The 14,301-nt window shown below is 57.0% G+C and carries 11 protein-coding genes and 1 pseudogene; 5 read left to right on the forward strand and 7 right to left on the reverse strand.

From position 1 onward, the window contains the following. Positions 1–36: 36 nt before the first annotated feature. From QP027_RS09930 to pta, 3 genes and pseudogenes are all read right to left on the reverse strand, one after another. A pseudogene (locus tag QP027_RS09930) lies at positions 37–1,379 on the reverse strand (IS3 family transposase). 143 nt (positions 1,380–1,522) lie between these two features. Beyond that, a complete protein-coding gene (locus QP027_RS09935; RefSeq protein WP_284824490.1) occupies positions 1,523–2,728 on the reverse strand; it encodes an acetate kinase in 1,206 nt (401 codons plus the stop codon). After that, complete coding sequence (pta, locus tag QP027_RS09940) at positions 2,728–4,104, reverse strand: phosphate acetyltransferase (protein WP_284824491.1); 1,377 nt, start codon at positions 4,102–4,104, stop codon at positions 2,728–2,730. The genes QP027_RS09935 and pta overlap by 1 nt, the downstream gene beginning before the upstream one ends. 290 nt (positions 4,105–4,394) lie before the next feature. Here pta and QP027_RS09945 point away from each other — a divergent pair, with 290 nt between their 5' ends. After that, positions 4,395–5,762 carry an FAD-dependent oxidoreductase gene (locus tag QP027_RS09945; protein ID WP_284824493.1) on the forward strand — a complete coding sequence of 456 codons (1,368 nt, stop codon included), beginning with the start codon at positions 4,395–4,397 and terminating at the stop codon, positions 5,760–5,762. Positions 5,763–6,012: 250 nt separating this feature from the next. Beyond that, positions 6,013–6,507, forward strand: coding sequence for a GNAT family N-acetyltransferase (locus tag QP027_RS09950; protein WP_284824495.1), 495 nt, complete (start codon positions 6,013–6,015; stop codon positions 6,505–6,507). On the opposite strand, the gene purT is transcribed toward QP027_RS09950, so the two are convergent. Together purT and QP027_RS09960 are read right to left on the reverse strand one after the other, a co-directional pair. Continuing rightward, a complete protein-coding gene (purT, locus tag QP027_RS09955) occupies positions 6,491–7,693 on the reverse strand; it encodes a formate-dependent phosphoribosylglycinamide formyltransferase (protein ID WP_284824497.1) in 1,203 nt (400 codons plus the stop codon). The two genes, QP027_RS09950 and purT, sit on opposite strands and share 17 nt — an antisense overlap. Before the next feature lie 37 nt (positions 7,694–7,730). Further along, a complete protein-coding gene (locus QP027_RS09960) occupies positions 7,731–9,020 on the reverse strand; it encodes an adenylosuccinate synthase (protein ID WP_284824499.1) in 1,290 nt (429 codons plus the stop codon). Positions 9,021–9,090: 70 nt separating this feature from the next. On the opposite strand from QP027_RS09960, the gene QP027_RS09965 reads away from it, so the two are divergent. The 3 genes from QP027_RS09965 (at position 9,091) to QP027_RS09975 (ending at position 11,799) form a co-directional block, all read left to right on the forward strand. Continuing rightward, a complete protein-coding gene (locus QP027_RS09965; protein WP_284824500.1) occupies positions 9,091–10,008 on the forward strand; it encodes a hypothetical protein in 918 nt (305 codons plus the stop codon). A 171-nt stretch (positions 10,009–10,179) separates the two neighbouring features. Then, positions 10,180–10,614 carry a PRC-barrel domain-containing protein gene (locus QP027_RS09970; RefSeq protein WP_284824502.1) on the forward strand — a complete coding sequence of 145 codons (435 nt, stop codon included), beginning with the start codon at positions 10,180–10,182 and terminating at the stop codon, positions 10,612–10,614. 309 nt (positions 10,615–10,923) lie between these two features. Further along, the gene (locus QP027_RS09975; RefSeq protein ID WP_284824504.1) at positions 10,924–11,799 is read left to right on the forward strand and encodes a PRC and DUF2382 domain-containing protein; all 876 of its coding nucleotides are present in this window, start codon (positions 10,924–10,926) and stop codon (positions 11,797–11,799) included. A 9-nt stretch (positions 11,800–11,808) separates the two neighbouring features. Here QP027_RS09975 and QP027_RS09980 read toward each other — a convergent pair whose 3' ends face one another. Both QP027_RS09980 and QP027_RS09985 read right to left on the reverse strand, forming a co-directional pair. Next, positions 11,809–12,978 (reverse strand): FUSC family protein, encoded by a 1,170-nt coding sequence (locus QP027_RS09980; RefSeq protein WP_284824506.1) that lies wholly within the window; start codon positions 12,976–12,978, stop codon positions 11,809–11,811. Further along, positions 12,978–14,201: a hypothetical protein gene (locus tag QP027_RS09985; protein WP_284824507.1), complete on the reverse strand. Its 1,224-nt coding sequence runs from the start codon at positions 14,199–14,201 to the stop codon at positions 12,978–12,980. Before QP027_RS09985 ends, QP027_RS09980 begins: the two co-directional genes overlap by 1 nt. Positions 14,202–14,301 lie beyond the last annotated feature (100 nt).

The following is a 14,301-nucleotide window of genomic DNA, read 5'->3' on the forward strand; positions in this document are numbered from 1 at the left end:
TATGAACTGGCCCCTGAAAGTTGGACTGGTTTAATTCTAGGCGGTTAGGGGTTCAAGGGTCTGGTTCCGATAATGCATCGGAGTCAGACCCTTGAGTCGTTTCTGTATGCGTTCATGGTTGTACCAGTAGATGTAGTCATCGATTGCCTTGTAGAACTCCTGCAAGCTGGTAAATGATTCACCGTGGTACATCTCAGTCTTTAAGTGCCCGAAGAAGTTTTCCATCACCGCATTGTCATAGCAGTTGCCTTTCCTTGACATTGACTGCACTCCACCGATGCTTGTGATCAGCCCGCGCCAGCTGGAATGCTGGTACTGGACCCCTTGATCTGTATGTACAAGCAGTCCTTGCCCTGGTGATTGTTGTGCGATGGCGTCACGCAGAGACTGTGATGTCAAGGCTGTATTTGGTGAGGTAGATACGCTGTACGACAGGATTGACCGGTCATATAGATCCATGATCGGCGACAAATAAGCCTTGGTGCCAGCAACGCGAAATTCCGTGATGTCACTGACCCACACCGTGTTGGGCCTATCAGGTGTGAAGTGTCGATCCAGCACATTCTTCGCAATGTGGCTGACAGTGCCTTTGTACGAGTTGTACTTCTATTTCACTCGGACCTTTGACTTCAACCCGAGCTGGTCCATGAGCTTATAGACCAGCTTATGGTTAACGACCCATCCTGCCCGGCGCAGCTGGGCGTGCACCCGCCGGTAACCATAACGACGGTTCATACGCTCGAAGACCTCGATGATTGCTTGCTTGAGCTGGGCGTGCTTATCGCCCATGGTGAGGCGTTGTTGGTGATAGAAAAACGTTGACCGGGCAAGCCCTGCCGCACCCAGCAGATCGTCCAGGCGGTGAGTTGACTTGAGGATGACGATGACCTCAGCTTTTAGCCTCGTCGTTGGTTCCTCACGTCCCGCAATTTTTTTAAATACGCGTTTTCCGCCCGCAATTTCTCTACCTCGCGACGCAACCGATCTTCCTCAGTGAACGGTTTCGCAGGTGAACTGCCTTTCGGGCGCCCTTTCGGTTTCGGCCGCAAAGCTTCATCACCGCCGGCACGCCAGGCACGCACCCAACCAGAGACAAGTTGATCCGAAGATAAACCAAAATCCCTGGCGAGTTCCATCTTGGACTCGCCAGCATTGAACCGATCAACGATGTCTTTCTTTACCTCAAAGGAATATTGCTGCTTCGTTGGCTTCTCCACAAGACATAGCTTGCCATGAAGCTTGAACCGTCGGGCAAGCCTCTTCACCGGATAGGGGTTAACCCCTAAACGATGAGCTGCTGCCGTATAGCCCAGCCCTTGTTCAAATAACTCAACGAGCTGCTCCCGCTGTGCCTGACTCAACGAACTTCGTGCTCTCAAAAGAAAAACTCCCCACTAGTCGGAAACTGATTTCTCAGTCCAACTAGTGGGGAGCAGTTCAGTAGCAGGGGGCCTTCGATGTCCTTTGCCTGCGGACTTCTGTCTGGTCCGCAGGACAAGTTGTGTGTGGCTAGCTCCAGAGATTAGCCCAGCTTGGCAGCCAGTGCAGTCGCCTTCTGCGCGATCGCGAGTTCCTCGTTGGTGGGGACCACGAAGACGCGAACGGTGGAGTCATCCGTGGAGATCTGACGTGGCTCGCCGGAACGGAGCTCGTTGCGTTCCTTGTCGATCTTGATTCCGTAGTGCGCCAGACCTGCCAGCGCATCAGCGCGGGTAGCAGCGTCATTTTCACCCACACCCGCGGTGAAGGTGATTGCATCCACTCGACCAAGCGCGATCATGTAAGCGCCGATGAGGCGACGCAACTGGTGAATATAGACGTTGTACGCCAGCCACGCGTTCTCGTTTTCCTCGGAGATCATGCGGTGCAGGTCGCGGAAGTCGTTGACACCCGCAATGCCCTTGACGCCCGACTGGCGGTTGAGCAGGTTGTCGATTTCGTCGATGCTCATGCCGCCGTTGCGCGCCAAGTGGAAAATGATGCCCGGGTCGATATCGCCAGAGCGCGTACCCATGACCAAGCCCGCGAGCGGGGTCATGCCCATCGAGGTGTCGATCGGGTGTCCGTTCTTGATCGCGGATGCAGAAGCGCCGTTGCCCAAGTGAAGGACGATCTGGTTCACGGTGGAAGCAGGGCGGTCCAACATCGCAGGAACTTGTCCCGCAATAAACTCGTGCGAGGTGCCGTGGAAACCGTAGCGACGAATCTGGTTCTTCGCTGCTACCTCAGCGTTGATCGCATAAAGCGCCGCCGCTGGTGGGAGATCGCGGAAGAAGCCGGTATCGAAGACTGCAACGTGCGGAATGTTCGGCAGGATTTCACGAGCGACCTCGATGCCGTCGATGTTCGCAGGGTTGTGCAGAGGCGCCAGCGGGATCAAGTCGCGGATCATCTCAACGACCTGGTCGTTAATCAATTCAGGCACGGAGAACACCATGCCGCCGTGCACCACGCGGTGGCCTACAGCGGTGATCTCTACCTGAGTTGGGCCACATCCAAGCTCATTGAGCATCGCCATGGAGGTCTCAAGGCCGACCTTGTGGTTTGCGATCGGCAGCTGCGTGGCGTGCTTCTCACCTGCGTGCTTGATGGTGATGCGGCCATTTGGCTCGCCAATCTGCTCTACCAAGCCGGAGACGAAGGGATCATCCGACGCAGCTGAGTTGGGGTCGACGATCTGGAACTTGATCGACGAAGAGCCCGAGTTGATAACCAGTGCGTATGTCATTACTTGGCGCCTCCTGCCTGGATTGCGGTGATTGCAACGGTGTTCACGATGTCTGGAACGGTCGCGCCACGGGACAGGTCATTGACCGGCTTGTTCAGGCCCTGCAGGATGGGGCCAACTGCGAGGGCACCGCCGGTGCGCTGTGCAGTCTTGTAGCCGATGTTGCCTGCTTCAAGATCTGGGAAGACGAAGACATTTGCCTGACCAGCAACTGGGGACTCTGGCATCTTCTTCTTTGCCACGCCTGGGTCGCAGGCAGCGTCGAACTGCAGCGGACCGTCCACGGCGAGGGATGGGTCGAGCTCGCGGGCCTTCTCCAGCGCCTGGATTGCGCGTTCAACGTCTGGGCCTGCACCGGAGGTGCCTGTGGAGTAAGACAGCATCGCAACCTTTGGATCGATACCAAACTGCGCTGCGGTCTTTGCAGAGACAACTGCGATCTCACCGAGCTGGTCTGCGGTCGGGTTCGGGTTGACTGCACAGTCGCCGAATGCCCACAGGCGGCCGCGCATCACCATCAGGAAGATGGAAGAGACAACCGAGGTATCTGGGGTAGTGCGGATGATCTGCAGTGCAGGTCGGATGGTGTGGGCCGTGGTGTTCGCTGCGCCGGAGACCATGCCGTCGGCAAGCCCCTTGTGCACCATCATCGTTGCGAAGTAGGAAATGTCCTTCATCGTTTCGCGCGCTTCTTCGAGGGTGACGCCCTTCTTCTTGCGGATTTCGACGAAGTCGTTAGCGAACTCTTCAAGCAGCGGGGAGGTCAGGTGGTTGAGCAGGTTAGCGTCGGATAGGTCAACGCCTAGCTCACCCGCGCGACGCTTCAGTTCTTCGGGCTCGCCCAAGATGGTCAGCTTTGCAATCTCCTGTTTCAGGAGCTGGCCTGCCGCGAGGAGGATGCGGTCGTCTTCGCCCTCGGGAAGAACGATGTGTGCCCCAACGGTCTTCGCACGTTCCAGCAGCTGTGCCTCAAATACCGGGGCAGAAATGACCGGCTTAGCGTCAACCTTGAGCATGCCTGCGATACGCGCGGAATCTGCCAGGTCATCAGCAGTGACTGTGCCAGCAACAGCCGCGTCAACTCGCTTTGCAGAGCGCTCGCCCAGCTCACCGTGACGGCCAACACCATCGGTCAGAATAAGCAAAGGGACGCCAAGAGCTGCGGCCACTTCAGCGTCGAAGGTGTTATTACCGGTACCAATGACCAGCGCTGGGCCACCAGAGAGAATGTTCGCGGAGTAGATAGCGCCCAAAGCGGATTCGTGATCGTCGAGAGAGACGACGCGAAGTCCGAGATTATTCGCCAGTGCGACAAGGTCAACGCCATCAAAATTGCGGTTTACTGCTGTGATCAGTGCTGATCGCTGGTCTGCCATCGGCCTGCCCTTTCGTTATAAAGTCCTCTAATTACCGTGTACTTCGCAGAGTACTGGGATGGTCCGCACTGCGCCGTACTGGTAGTTTGGTCAACTTTTCGTCGAAAAGTGTGGCGCACGCGGCACTTCGTGATCATTCTAGCCCTAAATCACATATTCCATGTTGCAAGTTCGCATTATTGGCAAATTTCTAGTGGTATCGCACTGGCCCGCTTTCCGCTAGAACTGGGGAAACAGATACACTAGGATGCAGCAATTCAACTTAGATAACACCAAATTGAGGGATGTTCATGAACACTCCGCTTCGCGTTGCCGTTGTAGGCTCCGGACCAGCCGGCATTTACGCATCCGACCTGCTAGTTAAGTCGGGTGTCGAGGTTTCCATCGACCTGTTTGAACGTATGCCTGCTCCGTTCGGCCTGATTCGTTATGGCGTTGCCCCCGACCACCCACGTATCAAGGGCATCATCAAAAGCTTGCACAATGTTTTGGACAAGCCAGAGATTCGCTTGATTGGCAACGTGGACATCGGCAAGGACATCACTGTCGACGAACTGCGTGATTATTACGACGCCATCATCTTCGCCACCGGTGCCACCGCCGACAAGTATCTCCCGATCCCAGGACACGAGCTGGAAGGTCACTTCGGCGCCGGAGAGTTTGTTGGTTTCTACGACGGCAACCCGAACTTCACACGCGACTGGGACCTCACCGCAGAGAAAGTTGCTGTTGTCGGCGTGGGTAACGTCGCGTTGGACATCGCACGCATCCTAGCGAAAACCGCCGACGAGCTACACGTCACCGAAATCCCAGACAACGTCTACCAAAACCTATCCAGCAATGCAGCCAAAGAAGTTCATATCTTTGGTCGTCGCGGGCCAGCTCAAGCAAAGTTCACCCCGCAGGAGCTCAAAGAACTCGATCTTTCCGACACCATCGAGGTCATCGTCGACCCAGAAGACATCGACTACGACGAAGCCTCCGTTAACGCGCGACGAAGCACCAAGGCCGTGGACCTCGTCTGCCAGGTTCTCGAAGGCTATGCGATGCGCGAGCCGCAAGACGCACCACACAAGATCTACATCCACTTCTTCGAAGCTCCAGTAGAAATCCTCGGCGAAGACGGCAAGGTTGTTGGCTTTAAGACCGAGCGCACCGAGCTAGACGGCAACGGGGGCGTTCGCCGCACCGGCAAGTTCACTACCTGGCCAGTTGAGGCTGTATACCGCGCGGTAGGCTACCGCCCCGAGGCCGTCGAAGGTGTGCCGTTTGACCCTGTAAAATCGGTCATCCCGAACGACGACGGCCATGTCCTCACTGCTGCAGACGGCGACATCGTCCCAGGGCTCTACGCCACCGGCTGGATCAAGCGTGGCCCTGTGGGACTCATCGGCAACACCAAGAGTGACGCGAAAGACACCACCGCCATGCTTATCGACGACTACAAGGCCGGAAAGCTTACCCAAGCGTCCAAGCGGGACCCGCAGGACATCCTGGACTTTTTGGAAGGACGCCAGATCCCTATCACCACTTGGGACGGCTGGTACCAACTTGACTCAGCAGAACGCGCCCTTGGCCAGGCCGAAGGACGTGAACGGAAGAAGATTGTGGAGTGGGATGACATGCTTTCCCACTCCAACACTGCAGCGGAGAGCTGATCCTTCTAGGAGGAAAGGTGTTGGTTCATCCAACTCTGCAGGAACAGCACTGGCATGAATGGCAGGGCCGAAAGGGCAAACCAGAAGAAGCCCTGTTCCCTATTTTCAGATGAATGAGGGAACAGGGTGGACGAGGCTTGCTCGAGCACTGTGGTTTCTTGCGCTACAGCCTGTGGAGTGGCAATGGCCGAGGTGCACAGTACCGTGTCACCTGCATGTTTTCCTTGCACCAATGAGTAGTCTCGAAGCTATGACAATTCAGTTTTCCTCCCTCCGCCTGATTGATCTCTCCCCACTCGAGGTGCACTCCCTGTACAAGCTGCGCGTCGATGTGTTCGTCGCTGAGCAAAAAACTCCGTACCAGGAGATCGACGATGCCGACGCGGACAAGAACACCCGCCATATCTTGGCGTGGCGGACCTCCCAGGATCATTCACAGGTCATTGGCGCTACCCGCGTTGTACCGGGAGAAGACATCACGCAAATCGGCCGTTTCGTTTTGGCTCCCGACTACCGTGGCACGGGTCTGGGAGACAAATTGCTTCGCTATACACTCAGGTACGTTTTTGAGAATCACCCAGGTGACGATGTGATTCTCGATGCCCAGCAGCCACTTGTGCAGTACTACGAAAAGTACGGATTCATGCCAGAGGGAGAGCTTTTCGACGACACCGGCGTCCCCCACCAAAACATGCGCCTCTCGGCAGCAAAACTGGCCCAGCTGATCCTCAAGCCTGCACCGTAATCGCCGCTGCCGCTTCTTCCGCCCGCGCACGGGCTTCGGCGATGGTGTCCGCGGTGCAGGTGACAATTCCCATGCGACGACCGGGGTATGCCTTTGGCTTGCCGAAGAGGCGCACATCCGTCTCTGGGATCGCCAGAGCCTCCGCGATGCCGCCGAACGAAACGGTCTCGGTGAAATCCGAGGCGTACACAAATCGCGATGCACCCGGACTTACCAGCGTGACATCAATGGGCATACCCAAAATCGCGCGGGCGTGTAGGTCAAATTCGGAGAAGCGCTGCGTCGAGGTGGTCAAGGTACCGGTGTCGTGCGGTCGCGGAGACACGCTGGAGAAATAGACTTCATCACCGCTGACAAATAGCTCGACACCGTAAACACCCAGCCCACCCATGGCATTGGTGATGCGCGCGGCCATCGAGCGGGCATTGTCCATCGCGCCGTCGCTCATCAGTGCCGGCTGCCAGAACTCCACCAAACGACCATGCGAGTGTTTGCGACCAATTGGTTCGCAGAACCACGTAGCCATCTCCCCTGTTGCGGGGTCGATGGAACGCACCGCTAGGATCGTGACCTCGTAGTCGAAATCAACGAAGCGCTCCACCGTGACCTGTGGGTTCGGCGAATCTGGCTGGTATGCCTCCTGCCACGCCTGCTCCACCCCTTCGGGACCTTTGAGCAAAGTGTGCCCCCGACCCGAGGTCGACATAGCTGGTTTGACCACACATGGGTAGCCCAATTCGTCGCCGGCTGCGCCGACTTCTGCGGCGGAGGAAGCGAAGCGGTAGGCGGTCGTCGGCAAGCCAAGCTCTTCACTTGCTACGCGACGAATACCCTCGCGAGACAGGGAAAGCTCGCAGGCGCGGGCGGTCGGCACAACGACTGCGCTGCCTTCTTCCTCGGCGCGCGCTAGCGATTCAGCGGCCACCGTCTCGATCTCAGGGACGATGAAGTCGGGCTGGATCTTCTCAATCAGCTCGTTGATCTGGCGTGGGTCTCGCGCGTCTGCGATATAGGAGAAGTGGGCGCTTTGGTGCGCTGGCGCGTTGGAGTAGCGGTCCACGGCGTGGACTTCCAGCCCCAAACGCTGGAAAGACAGGGTCAGCTCCTTGCCGATTTCACCGCTTCCCAGCAGCAACACCTTGGTGGCGTTGGCGGTCATCGGTGTTCCGAGGCGAGTGGAGTTCATCTAGTGCTGACCCAATCCTTTCAATTGCGGCTGTGTTTTAGCGCTCCATGACATCGTTGCGCACGATGGTCTGATCGCGGCCTGGTCCCACACCAATGTAGGACATTGGCGCGCCGGAGAGCTCTTCCAAACGCAAAACATAATCCTGCGCCTTCTGCGGGAGCTCCTCAAAGGTGCGGCAGCCAGTGATGTCTTCGTCCCACGCTGGCATGGTCTCGAAGATTGGCTCCGCATGGTGGAATTCAGTCTGGGTGAGCGGCATTTCGTCGTAACGCACGCCGTCCACGTCATAGGCCACGCAGATGGGGATCTCGCCGATACCGGTCAGCACGTCGAGCTTGGTAAGGAAGTAATCGGTAAAGCCGTTGACGCGGGAGGCGTAACGCGCAATCACCGAGTCGTACCAACCACAGCGGCGCTTGCGGCCGGTGTTCACTCCGACCTCACCACCGGTGACCTGGAGGTACTCGCCCCACTTGTCAAACAGCTCGGTAGGGAAAGGACCTGCACCAACGCGAGTGGTGTATGCCTTGATGATGCCCAGCGACGCGGTGATTTTGGTTGGTCCGATGCCCGCACCGATGCAGGCACCACCGGCGGTTGGGTTCGAAGAAGTGACAAACGGGTAGGTGCCGTGATCAACATCGAGCATGGTTGCCTGGCCGCCCTCCATTAGGACGTGCTTGCCTTCGTCGAGGGCGGTGTTCAACACGTACTCGGAATCGATCACCATTGGCTTGAGGCGATCGGCGTAGCCCAAGAAGTACTGCACGATCTCTTCTGGATCGATGGCCTTGCGGTTGTACATCTTGACCAGCATCTGGTTCTTCACGTCAAGCGCCGACTCGATCTTCTGGCGCAGGATGGACTCGTCGAAAATGTCTTGCACGCGGATACCCACACGACCGACTTTGTCAGCATAGGTAGGCCCGATGCCGCGGCCGGTGGTGCCGATCGCACGCTTACCCAAAAAACGCTCCTGAACGCGGTCGAGGGTCTGGTGGTACGGAGCCACTAGATGAGCGTTGGCGGAAATTCGCAGGCGGGATGCGTCAGCGCCGCGTGCCTCAAGGCCATCGATCTCTTCGAAGAGGGCTTCCAGGTTGATCACTACTCCGTTGCCCAGAATCGGGGTGGCGTTTTCACTCAGCACGCCTGCAGGCAGCAGCTTGAGCTCGTATTTCTCTCCGCCGACAACCACGGTGTGTCCAGCGTTGTTGCCGCCGTTGGGCTTGACCACAAAGTCAACTTGCCCGCCGAGAATATCAGTGGCTTTGCCCTTGCCCTCGTCGCCCCATTGAGCGCCGACGATAACGATGGCTGCCATGCGATCACTTCCGATCCTTTTGTGAACAATACGCAGGGTCATTGTACTCGTCCGGGTAGACTTTCCCCACATGCGGTTCATCTATGTTGCCTGTGGCACGGAAATTCTTTCCTCGCTTATCGACGATTCTCCTGCCCCAGTTGAGCAATACAAAGTCCGTGCAGTGCCGACGAGAAAAGAACTGCGCTTTCTAGACCAGATCTCCGCTGAAGAATTGCCTGTTGATCCCACCCCTTCTTTGGATGAGATCGCAGCCCAGCCTGATGTCGAGCATTTGGGCGCGCCCAGTTTTGCGCCCCAAATTCCGAATCAACCGCTCCGCGTGATTGTTCACGGAAGCGACGCCGCACTCTCTGCTGTACTCACGCGCATGATGCGCGCTGACTACATGTGGGCGGAGGTTGCCTATATTCCCACCGACCCTACGTCGCCTGCTTCGGTCAATTGGGGAATCACTGCAGATAACGCCGTGCAGAACGCTCTTCATGGCTCAGTCCGCCCAGTCCCGACGATCCGAACGGACACCTCGACGGTAGTGGCCGGCTCGGCGACACTGACGCATCTCAACGCGCAAGAGTACATCGGGGAGATCGTTGTCGATTCTGATGTCTTGGTCCTGCGTGACGACCAAGGTGATTCTGCGCGGTTCTTTGGTCAGTTCGGTGCACGCCTAGTTCCGATGACCGAGGCTCCGGGAATCGTCGCTGCTCCGCTGGTGACCCCTCGCATCAGCGAGGGCAAACTTACTCAACACGATCCTCGTCAAATGCAAGCGTGGTTTGATATGCCGATCTTGCGGTGGCGCACGCGGGGTAAAGCCGTGCCGACGAACCGCGTCGATGGTTCACACTTGTTGACCGGACGAGCTGTGCAGTCGGGGGGCCTAGATATTCAGATCACGATCGACGGAATTGACCATCCCCGACCGGTCAAACGCGTGACCTTCTACCGTCATTTGCGTGACATGCAGGCCGTTCGACCAGACTAACCAACCTTTGTCAGGCCACGACAGGGTAAAAGGAACTATGATTCGAATGGGTTTAGACCACCCAAACTGTTCCATTTCATCGAAATGTCTTTCTTCATTTATGTTTAGAGATGGAAGTGTCCTGCCAGAACTCGCTGAGCAGGGTTTGCACCGGTTAGGATGAGCAACACCATGAAGCGCATTAAAGGCCTCATTGATTCCACCGCATACGACTCACGCGGTGACATTCTGGGTACTGTCAAAGAAATCTTCATCAATAAGGGCTCGCATCAGCCAGACTTCGCAACGATCAACTACGGAATCTTCCAGAACTTCTTCACTATCGTTCCGCTCCGTGGCCACCGACTCATCGATGACAACCTCCACGTCGCTTTTACCAAGGAACAGATGAAGGACGCTCCTCCGTACGTCAATGAAGGCGAGCTTACCGACGAAATCCGCGACGGACTCATCGATTATTACGGTCTCAATGAAACGCCCGATGTAATGGTTTACCAACCGTTGGGCCCCGACGCCTTTGACGCTCCGGTAATCAATCCCTCGCTGGACGCGGAAGCACCTTCCGAAGAGCTCCCCACAAACTACATCACGGGATCAAAATCCTAACCCAGCTACATAAGAACCACCGTATGTGACATACATCACATACGGCTTTTTCGCGCTTGGAAGATTCTGCACGATCCATCGTCGTCTTCGCATAAGGCCAGCTCACAGGGGCGTCACCTGCACAAGCGCGCAATGGTAGCGAAAAATTCGCACTTCGTCAGACAGCACCTCAAATTCGGCATGCGTCGTTGCTAATGGGTTTAAGCGCTCTTACTCTGGGTAACGCACCCCACAGAACGGGGACTGCAGGAGCAAGACGCTGCAGAAGTTAGATATAGAAATCGTCACCTTTAGTGAAGGAGCTACATCATGAATAAGAACTACTCGATCGACGACCTTGCACGTGCAACCGCTTACGACCGCAACGGAGACAAGCTCGGTTCCGTCCGCGATGTTTATGTCAACGACGCATCTGGCCAGCCAGACTTCGTGGATGTTAACCACGGCCTGTTCAACATGTCTAGCTCTATCGTCCCACTGCGCGGCCACTCCCTACGTGACGGCGAGCTCCACCTTGCGTTTGACAAGGACCGCATCAAGGACGCACCAAACTGGGGCACCGAGGGCCACCTTTCCCAGGAGGACCAGGCAGCCTTCTACCGCCACTACGGCGTAGACAGCGTCGAGAACACCACCCACTACGACGTAGACCCACGCGCCAACGACCGCGACTTCGACCGCGACCGCACCAACTTGCGCGATGGCGACCTGCGTGACGGCGAGATCCGCGACAACGACCGCGAGTTCGACCGCGACCGCACCGACCTTCGCGACGGCGATGACGCAACCCTGGTTCGTTCCGAGGAGCGTCTAAACGTTGACAAGGAGCGCGAGGAAACCGGCCACGTTCGCCTGCGCAAGCACGTTGTCCACGACACCGAGACCGTCGAGGTTCCTGTCGAGCGCGAAGAGGTTCGCATCGAGCGCGAGCCAATCTCCGGCAACGAGGCTGATCGCCTGCGTGGCGCAAACCTCGGCGACGACGAGGCTTCCGTCACCCTGCACGAGGAGCGCGTCAACGTTACCAAGGAATCCGTTCCAGTAGAGAAGGTCTCCCTGGACAAGGAGACCGTCCGTGACACCGAGACCGTCACCGAAGATGTTGCCAAGGAGCGCATCGAGACCGAGGGCGTCGACGGCGTCAAGGATCTCGACGGTGACCGCGACCTGCGCGATCGTCGATAAGCAAACTAGCTATTCCTCGTGAAGCTCCGGCGGAAACGCCGGAGTTTCCGAGGTTGGCGCAAGTACCGCGTTGGCAGATTCACGGGACATTCCGCAGATCTCCAACAGGTCCACGATGATGGACCGACTCTGCGCCAAAATGGCGTAAGCACTTAAAACACTGTCCTCATCGAGGACGTCGAGGGAAGCTTTCGCCCCCAACACACGGAGCTCATTCACCAGGATCGGAATTTCCTGGGCTTGATTGAGCTCCGTTTTTACGTCGTAAATCTCCGACAGCTCAAGCGAAATCTTGGCTAGATCGTCGATGATCTCCACCTGTTGCTCGCTCACCGTGTCATTGTCTCGGACCAGCACCATCGCGCGCCTTGCCAACACCCGCACGTTGCGCACCGCACTATCTACCGGCCCGACCACTCGCTCAAGGCTGCGGACATAACGACGAGCACCCCACAGTAGTGGGCTAATCTTCGTGGACTCGGCACCCGACCTCGTCGCAGCGAGCATCGCATCCACCTGCGAATCCGATCCTTGGATCGCGTGGATCGCTTCGTCGATAAGCACTGAATCCTTCGTGCGCAAGCCTTTGGCAACATCGTCGAGCACTGACGACGACAGGCCGAGCACGTTTGAAATCTCGTACCGGCCCGAGACCAGTGGCGATGCGGGAAGCACTGCGATCACAGAAAGCGCGATGACCGAGCCAATGATCGCATCGACAGTGCGATCGATACCTGTCGTTTCCGCGCCTGGCGGCATGATTGTCGCAATTAAGATCGAGCCGATTGCCACTTGATTGCTGACCAATTGGGATTTGGAGAAAAACGATGCAACCAGCAAACTGCCGGCAACTGCGATAGCTATTTGCCAGGCTCCTGAACCAAGGCGCACGAAAAGCAAATCGCCGAGGAGCACCCCGAGGACACATCCCAGCGACATCTCAAATGCTCGGTTAATGCGGCCACCGCCGGAAAGGCCAAGGATGATAACCACCGCGATGGGTGCAAAAAATGGGAGCTCGTGGCCGACAAACCGGGAGGCGACCCAGTAGGCTAACCCGGCTGCGAGGGCTGCCTGGAAGATCGAGAAAAGGCGCTTCTTTACCCGCGAGAGGCGCGACTGCAACGAACGGTCAACTATTTCCAATCGGGCTAGTGTGCCCATTCGCTGCTTAGCCATTAACTCACCTCTACACTGATGTTCGCCTTTGCCATCGCGATTTCTGCCGGACGAGAAACCGTTGAAGCAAATGTTACCGCGGGTTCCGTGGCCTCTACGGTATTAAGCAACGGCTCACCGGGTTTGGCACCGGGCCAGCAGAGATTGGTGTAGACAATGGTCACTTCCGCCATGTCATTTGGCCCCATCCAGAGGTCCGATGAAAAGGCGCTGGTAGGCGTCAAAACATGCTCAACAAGAACGCGCTGAGTCGGCACGTGGCCACCAGATGGATTCTCAAGCCGCGGCATCAACTGCTCAGGAGTTGCCTCTCGCGTCTCAGTCGTACCGTCTTCACGGTGCACCGTGATCGTTGATTTGAGCGCCCGCCCGAGATCCTCCCAAGTCTTGCCTTCTGCAGCCCAAGTCGCAGAAGGTTCAACCTGTTTACTAGTCAGGTCAGCTCGTGCGACCCAGACTCCAGTTGAGCCGGGCGATTCAAGCCAAACTTTTTCATGCGTTTGATAAGTACATAGGCCATCTTCGTTTTCGGCTTCCACAACGAAGTTGCCTTCGCTACTATCGGTACTTTCGATACCACGGTCCACGATGCGTCCGACTTCTACGGATGCTTCTGCGTCGAAGGATTTGGCCCCTGGTTGAACCGTCGCAGGAACCGAAACGCTCACCTTCGAGGGCGGGTCGAAAGCAACTGGAGTAAACGGAAATCCGAAATCCTTAAACGAGCGGTTACGTGGATTGTTAAAGGTCATTCCGTCTTCCAAGGACCAGGCCTCACCCATCAAAAAGACCCAACAGCCCGGTGTTCGCCCAGGAATGACCTTGACCTGCCCAACCTGACCACCTTGGACCGTGACATCCGCCTCGGTTGGCGGGCGATCAAACGGCACGTCTTCGTCCTCACACATGATCAGAGTGGTCCACGTCTGTGCGGTCCAGTTGCCTTCGTCGTCTGCTGGCGAAGGCATACCTGGGTAGAAGGAAAAACCATACGACGTCCGATCACCAGCTTTCAGCGTCTCCGTCGTAATGTTAGCCTCTGCGCGCGGCTTCATCTTGGGAAAGGACTCTTCACCAAGGATGTTCCAGCCGGGCTTCGGGGCATCTTCCCCTTCTTGGGCGTTCGCACCGGGAACGCCAGCGACGAAGCTTGTGACGAAGAAGGCGCACACAGTCGCCACGACGGCGTTGATCCGGCGGGCGCCACGCTTACGAGTGTTCATAGAAGCAGTGTATATCGGTAGACAAGGAAAGTGGATAGTCAAGGAAACGAGCCCCCACCTGTCGGCGGGGGCTCGTCGTCAAGCTCTGCGTCAGAAAATG

Source organism: Corynebacterium breve, assembly GCF_030252165.1.
GTDB lineage: Bacteria > Actinomycetota > Actinomycetes > Mycobacteriales > Mycobacteriaceae > Corynebacterium > Corynebacterium breve.